The organism is Moraxella catarrhalis, from assembly GCF_001656295.1.
Classification (GTDB): Bacteria; Pseudomonadota; Gammaproteobacteria; order Pseudomonadales; family Moraxellaceae; genus Moraxella; species Moraxella veridica.
In genome coordinates this window covers 96578-119123 of record NZ_LXHE01000022.1, presented here as the reverse complement: position 1 = coordinate 119123, position 22546 = coordinate 96578, and the positions used below count along the sequence as shown (strand labels likewise).

Sequence of the window (22546 nt, the reverse complement as noted above, 5' to 3'; positions counted from 1 at the left end):
AAAAAAATCCAACCACCACCCATAAAAAAACCAAACCCTTTCGAGTTTGGTTTTTGTGGCAATTGCCTGGTTAATGACTGAAAAAGAATCAGTCTTTAACGTTAGCAACAACACCAGCACCAACAGTACGGCCGCCTTCACGGATTGCAAAGCGTAGACCTTTGTCCATGGCGATTGGGTGGATTAGCTCAACGCTCATCTCAACGTTATCACCTGGCATAACCATTTCAGTGCCTTCTTGTAGGGTGATGGCACCAGTTACGTCTGTGGTACGGAAGTAGAACTGTGGACGATAGCCATTTAGGAATGGGGTATGACGACCACCTTCTTCTTTTGATAGCACGTATACTTCTGCATCAAACTTGGTGTGTGGGGTGATTGAACCTGGCTTAGCCAATACTTGACCACGTTGAACTTCTTCACGCTTAGTACCACGTAGTAGGATACCACAGTTCTCACCTGCACGACCTTCGTCTAGCAGCTTACGGAACATTTCAACACCAGTACAAGTGGTTTTAGTAGTTGGTTTGATACCGATGATTTCAATTTCATCACCAACTTTAATAATGCCTGATTCAACACGGCCAGTTACAACAGTACCACGACCTGAGATTGAGAAGACATCTTCGATTGGCATTAGGAATGACTTATCGATGTCACGCTCAGGCTCTGGGATGTATGAATCTAGCGTGTCTAGTAGTTCTAGAACAGCAGGCTCACCATATTTACCGTCAGAACCATTCAATGCTTCTAGTGCTGAACCTTTGATGATTGGGGTGTCATCACCTGGGAAGTCATAGTCAGATAGAAGTTCACGAACTTCCATTTCAACCAATTCTAGTAGCTCTTCATCATCTACCATGTCGCACTTGTTCATGAATACCATGATATATGGTACACCAACCTGACGAGACAGTAGGATGTGCTCACGAGTTTGTGGCATTGGGCCGTCAGTTGCAGAAACAACCAAGATTGCGCCGTCCATCTGTGCAGCACCTGTGATCATGTTTTTAACATAGTCAGCGTGGCCTGGGCAGTCTACATGTGCGTAGTGACGAGCTTCTGTGTCATACTCGATGTGAGATGTGTTAATAGTAATACCACGTGCTTTTTCTTCAGGGGCAGAGTCGATAGCAGCGTAGTCTTTTGCTTCACCACCGTGGTGCTTAGCAGCAACGGTTGCGATAGCAGCAGTTAGAGTGGTTTTACCATGGTCAACGTGACCGATGGTACCAACGTTTACGTGTGGTTTTACACGTTCAAACTTGGCCTTTGCCATGATGGTTTCCTCGAGTATATGCGATCATACAGTCAGATCGCAACATTGTTAAAATTTAATTTGCGATACCATCTGACCATCAGATGGTATCTGGTAATACACTACCGCTAACAGATGATGAATTACTCGTCATCGTCCTTAGCTGTAAATTTCTTAATAATCTCGTCAGCAACGTTCTTCGGAGTTTCTTGGTATTTCAAGAATTCCATTGAGTAAGTTGCACGACCTTGAGACATTGAGCGCATTTGTGTTGCATAGCCAAACATTTCAGCCAATGGTACTTCTGCACGGATTGACTTGGTGCCGCCTGGCAGATCATCCATGCCTTGAACCATACCGCGACGGCGGTTCAAGTCACCCATGATGTCACCCATGTAGTCTTCAGGAGTTTCTACTTCAACTTTCATGATAGGCTCAAGTAGCGCTGGATTGGCTTGTAGAAAGCCTTTTTTGAACGCCATAGAACCTGCCATCTTAAATGATAGCTCATCAGAGTCAACATCATGATAAGAACCATCATATAAAGTTGCCTTGATACCAACAACTGGATATCCTGCGATAACGCCATTTTTCATACGCTCTTGGATACCTTTATCAACTGCTGCATGGTATTCTTTTGGAACTACACCGCCAACAATTTCTTCGTTAAATTCGTATTCCACATCGCCTGTTGGATCAAGTGGTTCAAGACGCAACCAAACATGACCAAATTTACCACGACCACCTGTTTGACGAACGAACTTACCTTCAACTTCCACCGATTGGCGAATCGTTTCACGATAAGCAACCTGAGGTGCGCCAATATTAGCTTCAACATTAAATTCACGCTTCATACGATCAACGATGATATCAAGGTGAAGCTCACCCATACCTGAAATAATCGTTTGACCTGATTCTTCATCTGTGCGTACACGGAATGAAGGGTCTTCTTTTGCTAGGCGACCCAAAGCAACTGACATTTTTTCTTGGTCAGCTTTTGTTTTTGGCTCAACCGCTAAAGAAATTACTGGCTCTGGGAATTCCATACGCTCTAGAGTGATGATGTTATCATTGTCACACAGCGTGTCACCAGTGGTTACATCTTTCATACCTACCAAAGCTGCGATATCACCTGCACGAATCTCATCAACTTCTTTTTGTTCGTTGGCGTGCATCTGTACGATACGACCGATACGCTCACGCTTCATCTTAACAGGGTTATAAACGCTATCGCCTTGCTTAACAACACCAGAATAAACACGAACGAATGTCAAGTTACCAACATACTTATCATTCATGATTTTGAATGCCAATGCTGAAAAAGGTGCATCATCAGAGGCTTCACGAGAAGCTTCAGTTTCGGCTTTATCATCCAAAATGCCTTTAATTGCTTCAACATCATCAGGTGCTGGTAAGAACTCGATGACAGCATCTAGCATACGCTGTACACCTTTGTTCTTGAATGCTGATCCGCATAGCATCGGCTGAATTTCGCTCGCCAAAGTACGGATACGCAAACCTGCAACGATATCTTCTTTTGATAATTCACCTTCTTCAAGGTATTTATCCATCAGCTCTTCAGATGCCTCAGCGGCAGCTTCAATCATGTTGGTTCGCCATTCTTCGGCAGTATCAACTAAATCTGCTGGGATTTCGCCATATTCAAACTTCATACCTTGAGACGCTTCATCCCAGATGATAGATTTCATCTCGATCAAGTCAACCACACCAGTAAAGTTTTCTTCTGAACCGATAGGAATAACGATTGGTACAGGGCTTGCACCTAAGCGAGTTTTCATCTGCTCAACAACACGGAAGAAATTTGCACCTGTACGGTCCATTTTATTCACAAATGCCAAGCGAGGTACTTTATATTTGTTAGCCTGACGCCATACAGTTTCAGACTGTGGTTGTACGCCACCAACAGCACAATAAACCATGCAAGCACCGTCAAGAACACGCATAGAACGCTCAACTTCTACAGTGAAATCAACGTGACCTGGGGTGTCAATAACGTTAACACGGTGTTCTTTAAATTGATTAGCCATGCCTGACCAAAAAGCTGTGGTGGCAGCAGAAGTAATGGTAATACCACGCTCTTGCTCTTGCTCCATCCAGTCCATGGTGGCAGCACCATCATGCACCTCACCAAGTTTGTGTGATACACCTGTGTAGAACAAAATACGCTCAGAAGTAGTAGTCTTACCTGCGTCAATGTGTGCCGAGATACCGATGTTACGATAGCGGCTAATAGGGGTTGTACGAGCCATAATTTTTCCTAGAAAAATTCTGTTTAATTTGGTAAATCTGTTGGCTGCTAACGATCACAGCCACACAGATTTTTGAGTATTGTTTTTGAAATAAATTTTCATAAACAATCGCAACAGAGAATGTATCAAAAAATCTTTGATCAATTCCCAATTAGAAACGATAGTGTGAAAACGCTTTGTTTGCGTCCGCCATACGGTGAACATCATCACGTTTTTTAATGGCTGCACCTTTACCTTCTGAAGCATCATTTAGCTCACCAGCTAGGCGTAGAGCCATTGATTTTTCAGAACGCTTTGAAGCAGCATCGGCTAACCAACGCATAGCCAAGGCAGTACGACGGGATGGGCGTACTTCCATAGGTACTTGATAGGTAGCACCACCAACGCGGCGAGCTTTAACTTCGACGGTTGGGCGAACATTTTCTAACACTTCTTCAAAAAAAGCTACAGGATCTTGGATGTTCTTTTTGGCAACAACTGCCTCAAGCGCACCATAAACGATTTTTTCTGCAACTGATTTTTTACCATCAACCATCACATGGTTGATGAATTTAGCGATTGTTTGGCTGCCGAATTTAGGATCTGGTAGAATTTCACGGGCAGCGACGACACGACGTCTTGGCATAATAGTTTCCTTATCTCTTCAGGATTATCTGGTATAAAGCTAGGTTTAACCAGCCTTACTGCATGATTGGGTTTGACACACCAAACCCTGATTCACGCAAAAATGTCTTAGGCAAATGATTAGGCCTTAGGACGCTTAGCGCCGTATTTAGAACGGCCTTGCTTACGATCTTTCACACCTGCACAGTCAAGTGCACCGCGTACGGTATGATAGCGCACACCTGGCAAGTCCTTAACACGACCACCACGGATTAGCACAACGCTATGCTCTTGAAGGTTGTGACCTTCACCACCGATGTAGCTAGAAACTTCATAACCTGAGGTCAAGCGTACACGGCAAACTTTACGCATGGCTGAGTTAGGTTTTTTTGGTGTGGTGGTGTAAACACGAGTACACACGCCACGACGCTGTGGGCACGCTTGCAACGCAGGAACTTTTGATTTTTCCTTGATGGTTGTGCGACCCTTGCGGATTAGCTGGTTTGTAGTTGCCATAGGGCAATTTTCTCCCGTTGTTGTTAAAAATTCGCCATCAGCAAAGCGCCAATCTAAGTTGGCACTTTCAACCAATAACGTAAATCCCCATTTGGGGCAATATATTATAGGGCTAAATCAAGAAAACTTCAAGCAGCCCTATAAAATAAGTTAGGTTTTTGATGAGAATAATTCAAATCGCTATCAAAACATAATTCTCTGATAGCGATTTTTATATTACTCTTCAGTGGTTGATTCTTGGTTTTCAGTATTTTCAGCTGAGTCAGAAATCAAGGTGTGACTTTGATTAAAACTGGCTGAAAAGGTTGCCATCGCTGTACCAATCACCTCATCAATCAGCTCATTATTATAATGAGCACCCACTGCCACTGCTGAAATTGGTAGAATCTTGTTTAACCAATTTGGATTGAGATTATCTAAATTGATATATTTATCCAAATCCATAAATTGCTTAGCATAAGGCTGACTTTCGCGGTAGCGCTCAGCTAACGCATCAAGCTGCGCTTTGATTCCAGTATGCTGAGCATTGGCAAGCATACTACTTCCTAGAGCCAACGCTGTCAAAATCACTTGCTTTTCTTGAAGTTTTTCAAGATTGGCGCCTGACAGCACACCATAAGCCTTCTTGGCGCCTTCTTTACCAGTCAATGGCTGATCATAAATTGCTGACATCTGATAAACAGTGCGCAAAGATACCATCAATAGCCAAGCTGCATCAGCAAGCACACCTTTTAAGCCTGCTAAGCCTGCCACACCACCAAGCGTTGCAAGCGCACGGTTTTGATTAGAGACGTCTTCAGCAAAAGCATCACGCTCTTGGGCATTCATAGTATCGATTAAATCAAATCTTGGATCGTTTTTAAGGTCTTTGATTGCCCATGTATTCGACCATTCAGCCACTTTGTTATAGACTGATTCGCTGATGGCTTCAAATTTAGATTGAGGAACGACTTTAGCCGCCACATTCTTAGCCGCGACTGCTTTAGCACCAAATACTTGTCCTGCAAAAAAGCTACTTTGGGCATGAAACGCATCTGTATCAAAACTTCCGCGATCCAAGTCAACGCCTTGATAATGCTTGGTTTTATTTTGGCTAACACCATACATGCCAGATAAATAGGCGCCCACTTTACCAAGTTTGGCAGTCAAGCCCTTATCTTTATGCGTGGCTTCATACTCTTCGCCAGCCGCTTTGGCAGCTTGCAGGGATTCTTGAGCGCTAACCTGTAGTGCCTGCGCTTCTTCTTTGATGACTTGTGTCGCCAAATCGACATTTTCGCTGACTTCATTAATTTTATCAGTGGCACCAAATTTCTCGCCCAATTCTTGAACTTTTTCATCCAAGGCAGATTTACCTTGTTCAAAAAGCTGATTGAGTTTGTCTTTTGCGCTTTGAGCTGTTGATTGCGCTGAATCAGCAGCAGCGACCGAACCACTGACGACAGCAGCTTGAGCTTCTGTAATGGCATCGTCAGCAGCCGTTTGGGCGTTTTGTTTGAGCTCTTCGCCTGAAGATTTTAAAGCGTCTGCTTTTTGGCTAAGCTGAGATTTTACCTCTTCTGTTTTATCCAAAGCAGCTTGCTTAATCTCATCTATTTTTTCGCTTGCGGTATTTTTGAAAGATTCGGTGGTGTGTTTGACATCATCGACGACATCTTCAACTTTACGCTTAGCAGCGGCAGCAGCTTGCACTGCCTTATCTTTTAGGGTCTGTTTTTCTTGATCTTGATCGGTGTCGTCTTGATCAGTATCATCTTGATCAGCATCGTCTTTTAGCGAGTCGACCTGATCGAGGACTTGCTCTTTGATGGCTTCTACCTTGTCTTCAACCGCTTGTTTGGCTGAGTCAAATTTTTGAGCAGCGTCATCTTTTAGCGATTCAGCTTCAGCTTTGGCAGCCTCGACTTTATCACTGGCCGCTTGTTTTAACGCATCAACTTTATCGGCAGCATCTTCTTGCAAAGACTCAGCTTGAGCCTTGATGTCTTCGACTTTATCCTCAACCAAGCTTTGAGCTTCCTCTACCTTATCTTGGGCTTGAGCTTTGAGGTCTTCAGCTTTTTCTTCGGCAGTTTGTTGCAAAGATGCTACTTGTTCCTTAGCTTGATCGACATTATCTTGAACAGCTTCTTTGGCAGACTCAAGTTTTTCAGATGCTTTGTCTTGCAGATTTTGTGCTTTATTCTTAGCATCTTCTTTGACTTCTTCGGCTTGTTGCTTAGCATCATCCACCAAAGTCTCAACTGCTTCAGAGGCGTCCTCAGCTTGATCTGCTAGGTCATTGGCTTTAGCATCGGCAGCGTCGCTCGCATCAGTATCTCGAATGATCAGCACATCAGAGACGGCTTGATTTTCGATATCTACTTCAGCAACGATTTCAACATCGTCATGCTCAGCCACTTCTTGGGCTAATTCTTTGACTTGATCATTGTAGCTGTGCTGTGTTTTTTTGGCGGCTTTGTGGGCGGATTTTTTATTTGATTTTGTCATCAGTTACTCCATGGTTTTGGTATTAAGATTCAGGTTTTGACATAAAATACAAAAAGTCAATTTACTTTTATCTATCGTATGCCCAACCTCATTAATTGTGTGAAAATTGTCATAAAAATTATCTTCTAAAGATTATCACAAAAACTAAACTACGCCTAGTGATAATATACAACATAAATGTTATTAAATGTTCATAAATACCGTCGCCAATTGATGAATAACTCAATATTTGGTCAATCCTTATCTATCTTTGGTCATTTTCACCTATTTTTATGAAAATTTTGGGAAAATTTCCCTAAGTTTTGGAATAATTTGTTACAATAGCAAGATTACAACTGTAAACTTTTTAGGATGAAATTATGAAACGAGTTGTCATCACAGGTGCAGGCATTGTTTCTTGCTTGGGTAATGATTTAGATACCGTCAAGGAGGCCTTAGAAAATGGGCGTTCAGGCATTCGCTTTAAGCAAGAATATGCCGATTTGGGATTTAAATCATGCGTGGCAGGTAGTATAGATCATGATGACTTGGACACCACAGGCATTGATCGTAAATTAAAGCGCTTTATGAGCAACGCCAGCCTTTATGCATATATCAGTGCTTTATCAGCAATCAAAAACGCAGGGCTTAGCATTGACACCATCGCTGACAATCCTAGGGTTTCGGTGGTTGCAGCATCGGGCGGTGCTTCTACTGCTGATGTTGTGGCAGCTGTGGATGCCATGCGTGAAAAAGGCTTGCGTGGCGTAGGTGCAATGGCAGTTCCCAAAATCATGGCAAGCTCGGTATCTGCCACCTTAGCGACGGGGCTAAAAATCAAGGGCTTGTCTTACTCGCTATCGTCTGCCTGTGCCACTTCAAGCCACTGTGTCGGTCATGCCATGGAGCTGATTCAACTTGGCAAAGCCGACATCGTACTGGCAGGCGGCGGTGAAAGTGAGCATTGGACGCAGTCGTGTATGTTCGATGCAATGGGGGCGATGAGTACGCAGTACAGCGATACCCCACAAGCAGCCAGTCGTCCCTATGATAAAGATCGTGATGGCTTTGTGATTGCAGGCGGTGGTGGTATGGTTGTTGTTGAAAGTCTGGAATCAGCACAGTCCCGTGGGGCGACGATCTTAGCAGAGATTACAGGCTATGGTGCAACTTCAGACGGTGCAGAAATGGTCGCACCAAGTGGCGAAGGTGCGGTCAGATGTATGCAAATCGCCCTTGCCCAAGCAGGATTAGCCAGTGTTGATTACATCAATAGCCACGGCACCAGTACACCACTTGGAGATATCACAGAACTTAACGCCATCGCAACCGTCTTTGGTGGAGCAAAGCAAACACCGCCCATCAGCTCAACCAAATCCATGACAGGTCATAGTTTGGGTGCGGTAGGTACCCAAGAGCTGATCTATTGTCTGCTCATGATGAACCATGAGTTTATCGCTCCGACAATTAATATCCAAAATTTAGATGACGCTGCCAAAGACTTTGACATCGTTACCCAAACTCGTCAAACAGCACTCAATAGTGTGATGAGTAATAGCTTTGGCTTTGGGGGCACCAACGCCGCTTTAGTTATCCAAAAATTTAACAATTAAGACAACAAGGTCATGGGGACGGCATCCCTGTGACCTTATTAAACATAACAGCCATCTTGTCAAATCCAACGGTTTAACTTTTCAAGTATTTCAAGCTAAACTGAAGCAATCAGACCACTCCCCTTTTTCTTTTGTGCATTTTGCTTTACAATTTGCATTTTTATTTGCCATTTGATAATGCTAAAACATCACTTTGCCACCACATACACCCCAAGTCAAATCACGGCTCTCATCGCAACACATCATCCTGATTGGCAAGTGTGCTTTTTAAATAATGCACATCGCCCTGTGATTGGGATTTGTCCTAAGGTTGCATGGACAGCCACTTTTGATAAAAATCTGTACATTCACAAAAAAACTCGTCAAGTACATGGAGCAAAGCGTGCGAATGAACAACGCTACCCATCTACTTATGACAACTGGCAGCATGAGCTGATGGCATATGCCAATCAAATGAATCTCGATGATTATCATAATGGCTCAACTCATCGCAGCTATGTGCATGGATTTATGGGATTTATTGGCTATGATTTATCAGCACATCAGTTAAATCATCAAATTGCCATCAAGCCAAATCAACCTTGTGGCTATTTGGCACATTATGACATTTATCTTCAGCCCATCAAAGGTGGCTATGACTTAATTGGCATGGGCGTTTGTTCTGAATTTTTTCAGCGTATTACCCATCAGTTATCTGACTTATTATGTCGTTGCCTGCCCACAGCTTTGCCTATTGACTTTCAGCCTATTTGGACAAAGGCAAAGTATGCCAAAGCGTTTTATCAAACCCAAGAATATCTGAAAGCAGGCGATACTTATCAAATCAACCTAACCCAAAAATGGTATGCTCATTTAGACCATTTGGCAAGCCACTTACCTAATTTACAAGATACAATGCATGCACCTTTTGCAGGATTTTTACAATTAGGAGAATTTGAACTGCTGTCTATCTCACCAGAGCTATTTTTTGAATTTCACAAAACAAACGGTAAAATCCATCTGATTACCAAGCCCATCAAAGGCACACGCCCACGCCATGCAGACCCTATGATAGATGATGAGCTTAAACAATCTCTTGCAGACAGCGAAAAAGACATCAGCGAAAATCTGATGATTGTGGATTTGCTCAGAAATGATTTGGGCAAATATGCACAAATTGGTACGGTCAAAACGCCCAAGCGTTTTGCCATCGAAAGCTTTAAAAATGTGCATCACATGGTCAGCACTGTTACAGCGACGCTCAGTGATACGCATCCAATTACCGTCTTATTCGGCTCACTGCCAGCTGGCTCTATCACAGGTGCACCCAAAAAACGCGCATGCGAGATTATCCATGAGCTTGAAACCTCACCTCGTGGTGCCTACTGTGGGACGATGGGCTATATGAATTTTGATGGTACAGGCAGCTGGAATGTATTAATTCGCACACTACAAAAATGGCAAGAATGCGAGATCTGGGCAGGTGGTGGCATTACCATCAAGTCTGATGTTGATGATGAATATCAAGAATGCCAAGATAAAATTGGCACTATTTTGGCAAAAATGTCTCAGCCAAAATAGTGCCTAATTTAAGTCTTAGATGGCTTTGGTTCTTTCAATCAGCCAGTCTTTAGCTGCACCACTGACACGATCAATCAGCTCATCATGCACACGCTGATGGTAGTGATTTAGCCAAGATTTTTCATCTTCAGTCAAAAGGCTGGGCAAAATGAGACGAGTGTCAAAAGGACACAAAGTCAAATCATCAAATTTTAAAAATGTGCCAAACTCACTGCGACCAGCCTCGACACAGACAGCACAATTTTCTAAACGAATGCCCCACTGACCTTCACGATACAATCCAGGTTCATTGGTGGTCACCATGCCAAGCTTAAGCACACGCTCTGGCGTTGTTGGAGCAAATACCGAAATCACTTGCGGACCTTCATGGACATTCATAAAATAGCCCACGCCATGTCCTGTACCATGATTATAATCCAAACCCTGACGCCATAAATGGATTCGGGCTAACGCATCTACTTGCGATGACGCCAAACCTTCAGGAAACTGTGCTTGTGCCAGTCCAATATGTGCTTTGAGCACATAAGTAACATCGCATTTTTCATCATCGCTCACCTGACCGACGCTTGCCATGCGTGTGATATCGGTTGTGCCATTATAATACTGCGCACCTGAATCGATGAGCAGCAGCCCATCACCTTTGATCACACTGTAATTGTCTTTGCTTGCACTATAATGCACAATTGCGCCATTGGCTTGAAATCCTGCAATGGTATCAAAACTGGGTGAAACATAGTGCTTTTGTTTACTGCGTGCCTCGATGAGCATACGATCGATATCAAGCTCGGTGATATGCTCGCCAAGTGATGTTTTGGCTTCAAATTCGGCAAAAAATTCACAAAGTGCCGCACCATCTTGACGCATGGCTTCACGAATATGTTCAATGTCTGCCTCAGATTTGATGGCTTTTATGACTGTACTTGGATTCATCGCACGAATCAGCTCAACCGATGAAGAAAGTTGCTTTAAAGTACCAATCGCAACGCGTGATGGGTCAATTAACAACTTGCCTGAAACTTGAGCAATCGCATCGCCAATCGCTTGATACTCAGCAACTTGTACGCCCATCGACTCAAGTGAGGTGCGTATTTTGTCATCAAGCTTATTGATATCAACAAATAAAGTCGCCTTGGTATCATCTAATAGCAAGTGTGATAAAAATACAGGATTAAATTCCACATCAGATCCACGCAAATTTAATAACCAAGCAATATCATCAAGGCTGGATATCAGATGAACATCTGCTTGTTTTTGTTGGATTTGAGCACGAACCTGTGCCAATTTTTCGGCAACAGTTGTATCAACAAACTCAGCAGGATGCTCATAAATGGCGGCATCTGGTAACTGTGGTCGATCTGTCCAAATTTTGGACAACAAATCTGATTCTGTCACTAACTGAATATCTTTATCCAAAAATGCTGTTTTTAGATTATCATACTCATTTACAGACAATACATTACCATCGATGGCAACCTTAGAACCAGCTGGTAATGTATCAGCCAAATATTGTGTAAAAGTCGGTTGTCCGATCTGCATTTTTTGAAATTCAATACCCGTACCTGCCAGCTGAATGGGTGCTTGTACCCAATAGCGACTGTCTGTCCATAAGCCTGCAAATGTCTGAGTGACAACCAGCGTTCCCACAGAACCTGTAAAGCCAGATACCCAAGCTCGGCCCTGCCAATATTTAGGTAGATACTCCGACATATGCGGATCGGCTGATGGGATAATCAGCGCGTTTATGCCTTCGGCTGCCATTGTCTGACGGGCAAACTGGACGCGCTGCTGATGTTTATTTGTTGAATCTAACATAACTCTTCCTTATTTTATTGTGATAAATCTGCATGAATCGATATGATCAACGCCTCTAATTTTAGCATAAGTTTGGATATTTGCTCTATTATAAGACATCCGATCCAGCCAATCTTAAGATCTCAAATAATAAAATAAAAAACCCTTGTGGAACACGCAAGGGTTGAGAGTAAGAAAAAGAATTAGTTGCTTTTTGGTGCAGCCGCTTCCGCTTCGGTAGCTGCGGCTTGATCGGCAGGCGCGGCTTCGGCAGCAGGCGCATCGCTCGGTGCTTCTGCTTCAGCTGCTGGCTGCGCCGCTTCAGGTGCAGGCTCTGCTGCTTGAGCTTCAGCCTCTGGCTGCGCTGATGGCTCTGCGTCAGCGGCGGCAGGCTCGGCAGCTGCTGGCTGAGCTACTTCAACTTCAGCAGTCTCTGCCATTACTTGCTCTGCCTTTGCAGGATGCTCGCCTGCTGGGCGTAGCCATGCTGAAATTGCAATACCTGCAATCATTACAAGTAATAGCACAGTACCAATCAATGCTGTTAGCGATTCTTTGAGTGGGTTATTATTTGAAGCATCGTGTGCCATGGGTAACCTGCCTAATTTAGTCTAAGATGGGTGATGTGTTACTTTAGGATGAAACCTAAAATGAATTACCCTTATTATATAACAAACGATGGCTTTTTGTACAATTCCTTTTATCAATTCAAAGTTGTCTAAACCCAAAATGTCAAGATTCACAACCAAGTCAGCTTTGAAGATTAAAAACCATTAAAAACGCCCAACCACCTTAACCCACTCTTAGACAATTGAGTTAAAACGACCGACTAAGCTCCAAATAAAAATTTTGTTTGTTATGGCTATAAAGTGCTGGCAAGTTACTGTTATTTTTACTGTAACGATAAGTCAGCTTTGGCGTTAATCCAAGCCAGCGAATGTCTTTGTGCCAAATGGAGGTTTGTAGGGTTAGGGTTTTATCTGTGCGATACACATCATTGGGATTGACCAGACGCAATAATTTACCATGATAACGCTCACGCTCAGCACTCACCCTACCTTGCACGGTCAGACCATTTGGCAATCTTTGCAACACCCCAAAATGTATCTTTGTGGCATGACTGCTTTTTGTTGCATCTTGCAGATGACTAAGCTGATACCCCACGCCCAAAGAATAACGACGATTTGGGCCATCTTGCAACAAAATGGTGTCATTCACATGATAACGCTTGCCATCATAACCTTGATAACGCTCGGCATAATTGCCTTTTTCCATGCGTACAAAAAACGCATTTTGCCATTTATCATTGATCCGATGATGGCTGCCAAACGCCACGCCCTGACTGTCTTTTCTGGGGGATAATCTGCCATGCAGCTGCTGATTGGTGGCAAAAATACGCCCAACAAAAGGCACGACATCAACATAACCTTTTTGGTGGTCTTTTCTTAGCCCAGCATGAGCAAAAATCGCCAGTTCATTGTGGCTTTTGTCATCATAAAACTTACCATCAACATCTAGGGCTGTATAAATACTGATGCCATGACTAAGTGGCGTGTATTTATTCACATCAAGCGATAAGGCAAGCCCATGAGCAGGTTTTGGGGCGTCTTTTTTAATGTTGGGCTGGGTGATGGTGGAGGCGGCATTGATATTGTCCAAATGCAGATAGTTGATGCCCAAATCCAAGCCCATTTTGTATTTTTTATGTAAATAGCGACTTTGCGACAGCACCCATCTTTGTTCTTTTTTGCTTAATTTTAAAAAGTGGGCATCGTCTTTGAGTTCATCTAGCACCATTTGGGCGTGTTTATCGTGCTTTTTGGTCAGCAGCAAAGAGGCAAGTTGTAATTTCACCGCCGTAAGCGTTGGCTCTTTGTTACTCAAATCGGTCAGCAGATTTAATGCCAGTTTGGTATTACCATCACTTAGGGCAAGTTTGCTTTGGGCAAATAACAACAAAACATCATCTTGATAATCATCAGGCAGGCGGTCATAAAATGGCAATAACAAGCGTAATGTCGCCACATCATCTTGCACAATCGCTTGATGAAAGACATGATAAAATGCCTCTGGCTGGGCAAGTAAAAAATTGACATCTACGGTCGGTGGGGCAGGCTGGTTCTCATTGCTCTGATTAACGGTCAAGGCATTGATGGGCAAGGCATTGATGGGCAAGGGGCTTTTATCACTCTTTAAGTCATCACTGGTAAAACCATCGCCTAAGCCATCACCTAAACCATCTGGGCTATCCAAACTGTCCAAATCTTTACCCAAACTTTCATCTGATAAAGCATCAGCAAATGGCATCTCATGTGTGGGCGTATGAATGGGCATATGATGGCTGTGGGCATACGCCTGTGCTGTTAATGTATCAACACAAAGCAATAACAGCAGCTGCTTTAAAAGTCTGTGCTTGACTTTTAAAGCAGGGTTGGTCTTTGATAAAAAACAGGTCATATTAAAACTTCATTTCAAGACTGGCAAAGTAACTGCGACCTGGTGCAATGTAACGGGTTGATTGGGTACTGCTTGCAGCTTCGCTGGGCAGTTGGCGTGCCGCTTCCCATGTGGTGTAGCGGGTGTTTAACACATTGTTAATGCCAAGGCGGGCGGTGATGCTCTCAGTTGGGCTATAATAACCTGTCATGTCTATTAAAGTATAGGCTTTGGGTATTGTGCGTGTTAAGGTTTGTGTTTCTCTTTTGCCATTTCGGATTCTAAGGGCACTAAGCTCATTTTCATCTTTTTGTTTGCTGTGCGTTAAAGTTGTGCCAATGCCCCATACTTGACTGGGGTGGTCATAGTTTAGACCGACCACATAGCGTGCTGGGGTGATGGCATCCCAAAAAGCAGGGCGAGCCTGATACCAACCATCGGCATCTTTGGGTGCAATGTAATCAAATTTCCCCAATTTGGTATGACCATAACCTAAGGTCATTTCAAGACCATCTGGCAGCTTTGATGTCATGGCATGCAAATCCAGTTTGCCTTTGACGCTCACCCCTTTGATGGTGGCATTGTATAAGTTGGCAAATACCTCATCACTGGTTTTGGGCGTGGGTGGATTGCCAACACATTCATTGGAATCCAAATGAGCCTTACAATACTCTTGTTGGGCTTTGGTTAGGTTCGGTATGGCTTTATCTAACATGTCCTTGTAACGGCTTTTGAACATGCTCATCTCAATATCCCCCCAAGGGTGCTGATAGCGAAAGCCATATTCGTTGGTATTTGAAGTTTCAGGTTTGACATCAACCGCTCGTTTGGGAAAAGACACATCAGGGTCGTTTTTATGCTGGGCGGCGGTGCTGTTATAGTTGTATAACTCATAAAAACTTGGCGTACGAAAGCCTTTGGCAGTTTTATACAACAGGCTAAAATCAGGTGTCAGATGAACCGCCGCCCCAAAATTATAGCTCTTATTGGTGTAAGTTTTGTTGATGATGTTTGAATCGGTGCTGTGAATGCGTTGTTTGTCCAAGCGTCCACCAAAACTTAAATCCACATAATCATTTGGTGTATAAAGGTTGTTAATGCCCACATATTGGTTACTGCCATGAATGGGGGCGCGTTCACATTCATTGGCATTGCCACAGGCGTCTTTTTCTTCTAAGCGTCCAAGGCGATTTTTGACAATCCACGCTGCCCCTGATTGCTTAAATTTGGCTCTTTGCTGTGCTGTCAGCGTGCTTTCATCAATGATGGCATCGCCTTGGGTGGTGTCAATGATTGTGTGTCTGTGGTTGTTGGCACGAAATTGGCTTTTAACTTTATCTGCACCAGCCAACACCGTCAAATCGTGCTGACCTAACAGGTCAAAATTAAAATCAAGTTTGCCTGTCAAACTGGTACGCCCTTCTTTATAACGGTAATTATTTTGATATTCATAATGCCCAATTTCACTGATGCCACAATTTAAATCCACCTTAGGATATTGGCTGCACGATTTTTTAATGTCATGGTTAATGATTTGGATATTTTGTTGATGTAGGTTTAATTTTGCTTGTTTAAACCATGGCGTGTCAGGCTTAAACTCAAAACCTAACCCATAGCGAGTTTTGCCATGCTCTTGGTTAAACACACTGCTTCTGGCATAAGCCAGTTTTGGAATGGGGGCATCATTAGCCCCTGGTCTAAATGATGCTTGTGATGCGTCATTGGCATTTAGATACTCTTGATAATCATCGCAAAGGACAATGGAGCCGCCATTGGCAGGCTTACCGTCATTGCCCAATCTTGCCCCATGATAACTACAATGACGCATATCACGAATGTTGTATGTTTGCTTGGTGTCTTCTAATAACAGTTTACTGACCAAATTTGGGGTGATTTTGATGTTAAGGCGTGCCAAATACGAGTCTGAACGATAGTCCATGGGGTCAGGTAACAACCGATAAGTGCCTGTATAATCTTTGGCAGAAACAACCTCGTGGGGGTGCATGGACGCCAAATATTGTGCTTTTTCAGCATCATTTAACTCAGAAAAATTGCGATTGCCGATGCCATCTGGCAGGGCTTTGGTGTAGACATAAGGGTATTGTACGCAGTTTTTTGGGTCATCACTTGCCAAACAGCTTTCGGTGATGTAGCTTGTGCCTGCAAACAGTTCGTTAGGCTTTCTTAAATCATATTTTTGTTGCCATGCACCCAAGCGATATAGGCTTTGGTTGATGCCATTTAGGTCGCTGTGTGCTTTGTTTTCTTTGCCTTTACGGTGGGTGTATTGCACCATCGCCTCCACACGCTCGGTTTTACCTGCCGCTGCCAGCGTCTGACTAAAATGGTCATTTTTGCTGTTATAAGTGGTTTTGCTTTGAGCACCAAGATTTTTACCAGATTTTAAGACATCGCTCACATCTTTGGTGTGAAACGCCACCGAACCGCCCAACGCACCAGAGCCTGCTTCTAGGGCATTACCGCCTTTATTGATGGCAACGGCGGCAATGTTTTCAATCTCTATCTCATTCATCGCCCCAGAGCCTGCACCAGCTCGTTTGGTGGATTCGTCTTTGTAGGATTGAATTTGGGCAATGCCATCTACGGTAATCCCCACTCGGTTTTTATCCACGCCATGAATGGCAAATCCGCTGCTGCCACCACGCCCCTGTTCAACCACACTCACCCCAGTTTCATAACGCACCAAATCACGAATGCCCTGTACTTGTTCTTTTGCCAGCGTGTCAGCGGTTTTGACCGTTTTGCCAAGCCCTGTTACATCGGTGTCAAACCGAGAAACAGGGGCAGATGGGGCGGCGGTTACCGTGATGGCATCTAAATAGACGACAGGTGTTTTTGTGTCTTTGGCATCAGAGTTGGCATCTGTCTGAGTGTTCTCTTGTGCCCAGACGGATAGGGGTAAAACTGCCACCCCAAATAACGCCGCTTTGATGGCAAGGTTTAAGCGGTGCGTGGTCATGGTATGGACTGATGGTGTGTGTGTGATAGATTTTGACATAAAAAATCCTAAACTTTATTTTCTATTTTCTGGCGATGTTTTATCAAGATATTAGCCCAAGGCAAATCTGGTGTATTTATCCAAGGAATTCGCCCAAGACATTGTTTTAAGACACCATTTCAAAGGCTGTTTTAAGGCATTGCCAAGGGCGTCATCAACTGTCGGTCAAGCGACTAAGCGACTAAACGACTAAACGATGATGAGGGGGGCGTTATTTCTCTTTGACAGCCCCAAAGACAGCCCCTGCTTTTTTGGCGGTGTCATTGATGCCATCGCCTTTGTCATACTGTAACTGCCCTGCCAACTCTTCGCCATTTGTGCCAAAAAATTGCCCCTTGACATCAATGTCTTTGATGTCGTACAAAAATCCGCCACTGTTGTTATTGCCTATTTCATGGCGATAATTGGACACATCGGCTTTGGCGGTAAAGGCAGTGCCATCAATCTTGCCATCTTTGATGTTAAAGACACTATGACCATTACCATCATTGAGATTGCCTGTCAGGCTGTTGGTGTCAAAGTTTACATCAAACTTAGCCTTATTTTTACCATCTAAGGAGAAGGTTTTTTCATAAGTAGGCTCGTTAATGGGCAAGTGCTTGTTGGCAAATTCGGGGCGAATATCACCTTTTTGATACACATTGTCTGCACCATCATCATTGGCGTCGTCTGCATCATCATCTTGGAGGTCAGCAGATGCGACCAAACTGCCATCGTCATCTTCTTCTGGGATAAATTCTTCGGTTAACAGATAATCTTGATGGCCTTTTTTCTTGATGGTTTCTGCATTATTGCTATAGCCTTTGTCCTTTTTTTGAGTAAGATAGCCTGCCCAAAGACCGTTGTAGGTGAATTGACCTGCCTTGGGCAGCGTGGTGCTGGTATCGGCCCTACCGCCTTGCACAAAATAACTGCGTGTTGGGGTTTGGTTGGCATCGTTATACAGCGTCTCGCCAAAACTGATGTGCTGATAGCTTTTGGCACGAATGGCGGTATACGGCTTACCACCTTTGGCTTCTTGTAACACGATGGTGGTAACTTGGTTGTCTTTATTTAGTTTGGCATCAGGGTATTTTTCTTTAATGGATTGGTTGGCTTTGACAGCATCGGCAGGGGCTAATTTATCAACATGACTGGCTGATAGGTCATAATAGTTGCCATTAAAATAAAATTTATCATGTTGCCCAAAATAAGCTGGCACGGCTTGGGTGCTGCTGCTGACTTTTTTGGTGAACTGCTTCTCTGGTTTGCCCCAACGATATTCATAATAACTATCATCACTGGCAATAATTGAATATTCATCAATGCTATCATTTAACCCTTGACTGTTAATAATTTCACCAATTGTTTCATTATCCACAAAACTGGTGTTGGGTTTTTCAAAGCCTGCACTAAAATACACCGTTTTTGTGGCGACAGGTTCAGCTGTTTTGTCTCGTTTGCCACCAAAGACCACATAAGATGCGTTGTCATTGGATAAAAATTTACCCGCCAGCTCATCGCCCGACTCACCATAAAATCCGCCTTCTAGCGTGTCTGAATTAGGGTTTGGGTTGTTTGGGTTGGCAGCATCAGAGAACAGCTCTTTGATAAAAGGTGCGGTTTGTGTTTTTTCGTTAACCAAAGATTTGGCTGTACCGACAAAGCGGTTGCCGTTGATTTTGGCATCAATTTGATACACATCGGTTTCATTGACTTTTTTGGTAGTGTCAAATTGGCTTTTGATATAGTTGCCTTGGGCAGTTTGCTGGTTGGGATTGTCATAATAAGACAATTTGCCTGTTAATGAGTTTGTATCAAAATCCACCTGATAAGTGGCAGGCGTGTGCTTATATTGAAAGCCATTTAGATAAATGTGGGCGGCACTGACGACATCGCCCTCATTGGCTTTGCCACTGGCATTAAGATAGACCCCCACTCGATCATCTGATGCTGAAAGGGCGGGGCGTTTTTTGACATCACTTAGGTACAGCCAGTTGCCTGTGTAGTTAAATTTACCAGCACTGGGCAGCTGGCTACTGGCGTTTTCTCCATGATAAAACAAAATGGGCATGGGTTTGGGAATGCGGTCTTGCTCATTTTGTTTATCGGCATTTTTTTGGGTCAGGCTGCTTCCTTGTAGTTCAAGATATCCAAAACGGATATTTTCATAAGCATCGGTGGGCTTTTCGGCTTTGGCATTATCAGCTTGCTGATGATTGATGTGAGTGTTGTTGTTGGAGGGTGTTGTTAAGTTGCCATAACCATACACTTTAATGGTGTTTATCTTTTTGGGGTCAAAACGATGGCGTTCACTGTCTAAGTGCAAATCAGACAATGCAGGGAATTTGTTAAAATACAAGGGTTTGATGTCATTGGCGGTGATGGGCTGACGCAAGTTTGTACCTTTTCCGATGCCATCTGGGCGATGGGCATTAATACCAACATATAATTTGCCTAGCCACTGCTGTATCAAATCATCGCTATAATCTGGGTCATTTTTTGGGCTGGTGTCACGAATTTTACCCATCACAAAAAACCCTGCGGCAGCGGCAGTTTTTTGTGCTTGTGTCAGTTGGTTGTTATCGCCATTTGGGTCAGTTGTGCTGGTGCTGTTATCCGTGTTGTTGCCCTGATTGTTGGCGTTATTGGCATTATTGGTGTTGTCATGACCTGTGTTCGGCGTTGGTAAAACCGTGCCTTGGGGCAGTTGGGTAACATTGGGTGCATTGGCACTGATGTCATCAGAGCGGCAGCCTGTCATCACCACGGCAGCAAAAATACTGGCGATGGCAAGGCTAAGGGTGCGTTTTTGGTAGAAAATGTGGGGGGCTTTGACAGTACTCATGGTGATGTCTCGTTTGGTGTGTTATGAAGACCGCTTTACTAAATCAGCCCAAGCATCCACCACGAAGAAAAGTGCAATCAACTCCCATAAACACACAACAAGGCAAAAAGCACAATCAGCCGATGCCGTTATGCTAAGCTTGCTGTCAATCGGACAATCCGCTCACCGTTTGGTAACTGTTAAGATGGGGGATGAAGTTTAGCAATGGATATCTTGGTACTAATGATAATTATTATCACATGATAACATAAAAATTTACAATACAACAAGTTATTTTCTGATATTTTTAGCCATTGTATGTTTAGGTTTTGGGCAGTGATATTTGGCAGGTTTAGGGTAGGCTGATGAGTGGCGTAGCCAAAGCCCACCCCAACGCCTAATCTGCTAATACTCTCACGCCCAAAGGGGCAAAAATCGGCAAATATGCTAATATCAATCAATACTCAGCGGTCTACCACACCATCAGCGGTATAAAATTTTTCTCGTTTAGCCGTGGTATTTTTCATTTTCTTTGCCATGATACTAAGAAAAATCAGCACCAAAGAAAGCCCCAACATGGGATAATGCCCCCAAACCATATAAGGCGTGCGTCCAACATAACTGGGTACATCACCTCGCAAAATATCTCGCTGAAACTGCGGTATCTGACTAACCACGCCGCCTCGGTGATCTATCAACGCAGTGACGCCGTTATTCGTTGCACGCACAAACCATCGCCCCGTCTCCAAGCTTCGCATTTGCACCATTTGTAAATGCTGTAAAGGACCTGCTGTTGTACCAAACCAAGCATCATTTGAGACGGTTAATAAAAAATTACTGCCAAGTGCATTTTTGCGAGTAGTCTCAGGATATGCCACCTCATAACAAATTGCCGCACCAATCGTATCACCCACACCGCTGCCCAATTTGAGCGGTGTTTGCTTATCATCGCCACGGCTTAGGCTAGCGACACCCTCAAGCCCTGGTAAAATATCCAACACACCGCCAAATGGTACATATTCACCAAATGGTACAAGCTGCTGTTTTTTATAAACTGATACTTGATTGGCATCGTATAACATCATACTGTTATAAAATGCAGCCTGATTTGATGCATCGCTTGGTGTCTTGCGATACATAATGCCCGTTATCCATGCACTGCCATCAGCGTTTGCCTGTTTTGCTAGAGCATTGATGTGGTCGCTGGCTTCGTCTTGAAATAGCGGAATGGCAGCCTCTGGCCAAACCACCAAATCTCGCCCCCATTCAGATTGTGATAATCCTGCATAAATCCCCAAGGTTTGCACACCAAAACCCTCTTGCCATTTTAGGTCTTGTGGAATATTGCCTTGGATGAGTGAAACGGAAGTCAGCTTGCCTGTTGGCTTTGTCCAATTTATCCCAATCACCGAAATAATCACAGCAGCGCCCGTCAAAACACCGCCAATGATCACATGTCCAATATTACGGCGAAATAGCTCTATGATGGCCGCCCCGATAAATACTGCCAAAAATGACAGCCCAAACACGCCAAAAATCGGTGCAATACCATTTAGCCAACTGATATCTGTAAATGCATAGCCCACAAAAAGCCAAGGAAATCCTGATAGAACCCAAGTTTTTAGCCATTCTTGGAGTATCCAAAATCCTGCAAAAGACATGGGCTGCCTGGCACTAAATCGAACAAATGCCCATGCCATCAAGGCATGAAACAGCCCCATAATCAGCGACATTACCCCAATTAATACAAGTGCAGCCCAACTTGGTACTCCGCCATAATAATGAATGGAGTGATACAGCCAAAATGCGCCCACCGCCCAAGTGCCAAAGCCGTACAGCTCCCCCAACCAAAAAGCCTGCTTGGCACTTTGACAGTCCTTAAGCACCACATATAATAGTATGGGCGACAAAATAGCGACCGGCACCCAATAATATGGCGCCAATGCCAAACTAAAGATTGCGCCAGAAAATAATGCAAGCATCGCTGCAGCAGCAAACGGCAGGCGTGATTGGGTGTTGGCTCTGGTTCTAAATGAAGCGGTGGCGATTCGGGTCATGAGATAATGATGATATTAAGAAATGATAAAACACCATTTTACCCAATCGGTTGTATTCACAACTTAGGCAAAATGGCAATTGAGTAAACTGACTATTAAAGAGCCTTTAGTCAAGGCGACATATTTGATTCATGCACTTGCAAGATAA

General features: G+C 43.8%; 15 protein-coding genes. 4 read left to right on the top strand and 11 right to left on the bottom strand.

From position 1 onward, the window contains the following. Positions 1 to 88 precede the first annotated feature (88 nt). The 5 genes from tuf to AO382_RS09225 form a co-directional block, all read right to left on the bottom strand. Positions 89 to 1279 (bottom strand): elongation factor Tu, encoded by a 1191-nt coding sequence (tuf, locus tag AO382_RS09245; RefSeq protein ID WP_064609853.1) that lies wholly within the window; start codon positions 1277 to 1279, stop codon positions 89 to 91. A 122-nt stretch (positions 1280 to 1401) separates the two neighbouring features. After that, positions 1402 to 3528, bottom strand: coding sequence for an elongation factor G (gene fusA / locus AO382_RS09240; protein WP_064620455.1), 2127 nt, complete (start codon positions 3526 to 3528; stop codon positions 1402 to 1404). A 151-nt stretch (positions 3529 to 3679) separates the two neighbouring features. Continuing rightward, entirely contained in the window at positions 3680 to 4153 is a 474-nt protein-coding gene (gene rpsG / locus AO382_RS09235; RefSeq protein ID WP_003656378.1) for a 30S ribosomal protein S7, read from the bottom strand. A 119-nt stretch (positions 4154 to 4272) separates the two neighbouring features. Then, complete coding sequence (rpsL, locus tag AO382_RS09230) at positions 4273 to 4647, bottom strand: 30S ribosomal protein S12 (protein ID WP_003656377.1); 375 nt, start codon at positions 4645 to 4647, stop codon at positions 4273 to 4275. A 216-nt stretch (positions 4648 to 4863) separates the two neighbouring features. Further along, positions 4864 to 7137: an EcsC family protein gene (locus AO382_RS09225; RefSeq protein WP_064620452.1), complete on the bottom strand. Its 2274-nt coding sequence runs from the start codon at positions 7135 to 7137 to the stop codon at positions 4864 to 4866. A 359-nt stretch (positions 7138 to 7496) separates the two neighbouring features. On the opposite strand from AO382_RS09225, the gene AO382_RS09220 reads away from it, so the two are divergent. Then, positions 7497 to 8729, top strand: coding sequence for a beta-ketoacyl-ACP synthase II (locus AO382_RS09220; protein ID WP_064620449.1), 1233 nt, complete (start codon positions 7497 to 7499; stop codon positions 8727 to 8729). Positions 8730 to 8906: 177 nt separating this feature from the next. After that, on the top strand, positions 8907 to 10289 hold the full coding sequence (locus AO382_RS09215) for an anthranilate synthase component I family protein (RefSeq protein ID WP_064620446.1): 1383 nt from the start codon (positions 8907 to 8909) through the stop codon (positions 10287 to 10289). 15 nt (positions 10290 to 10304) lie between these two features. Here AO382_RS09215 and AO382_RS09210 read toward each other — a convergent pair whose 3' ends face one another. The 4 genes from AO382_RS09210 to AO382_RS09195 all read right to left on the bottom strand — a co-directional run bounded on the left by AO382_RS09210 (position 10305) and on the right by AO382_RS09195 (position 17535). Continuing rightward, entirely contained in the window at positions 10305 to 12101 is a 1797-nt protein-coding gene (locus tag AO382_RS09210; protein WP_064620444.1) for an aminopeptidase P family protein, read from the bottom strand. A 182-nt stretch (positions 12102 to 12283) separates the two neighbouring features. Beyond that, a complete protein-coding gene (locus AO382_RS09205) occupies positions 12284 to 12670 on the bottom strand; it encodes a hypothetical protein (protein ID WP_064620441.1) in 387 nt (128 codons plus the stop codon). A 226-nt stretch (positions 12671 to 12896) separates the two neighbouring features. Further along, positions 12897 to 14537, bottom strand: coding sequence for a surface lipoprotein assembly modifier (locus AO382_RS09200; RefSeq protein WP_064620438.1), 1641 nt, complete (start codon positions 14535 to 14537; stop codon positions 12897 to 12899). 1 nt (position 14538) lies between these two features. Then, positions 14539 to 17535: a lactoferrin/transferrin family TonB-dependent receptor gene (locus AO382_RS09195; protein WP_064620436.1), complete on the bottom strand. Its 2997-nt coding sequence runs from the start codon at positions 17533 to 17535 to the stop codon at positions 14539 to 14541. A 70-nt stretch (positions 17536 to 17605) separates the two neighbouring features. Here AO382_RS09195 and AO382_RS11325 point away from each other — a divergent pair, with 70 nt between their 5' ends. Then, positions 17606 to 17728: a hypothetical protein gene (locus AO382_RS11325; protein ID WP_258865190.1), complete on the top strand. Its 123-nt coding sequence runs from the start codon at positions 17606 to 17608 to the stop codon at positions 17726 to 17728. A gap of 18 nt (positions 17729 to 17746) precedes the next feature. On the opposite strand, the gene AO382_RS09190 is transcribed toward AO382_RS11325, so the two are convergent. Next, positions 17747 to 20362, bottom strand: coding sequence for a transferrin-binding protein-like solute binding protein (locus AO382_RS09190; protein ID WP_064620432.1), 2616 nt, complete (start codon positions 20360 to 20362; stop codon positions 17747 to 17749). Here AO382_RS09190 and AO382_RS10735 point away from each other — a divergent pair. Beyond that, positions 20349 to 20564, top strand: a complete 216-nt coding sequence (locus AO382_RS10735) for a hypothetical protein (RefSeq protein ID WP_154806267.1) — start codon at positions 20349 to 20351, stop codon at positions 20562 to 20564. The two genes, AO382_RS09190 and AO382_RS10735, sit on opposite strands and share 14 nt — an antisense overlap. Before the next feature lie 241 nt (positions 20565 to 20805). On the opposite strand, the gene lnt is transcribed toward AO382_RS10735, so the two are convergent. Beyond that, a complete protein-coding gene (gene lnt, locus AO382_RS09180; protein WP_064620426.1) occupies positions 20806 to 22398 on the bottom strand; it encodes an apolipoprotein N-acyltransferase in 1593 nt (530 codons plus the stop codon). Positions 22399 to 22546: the final 148 nt, after the last annotated feature.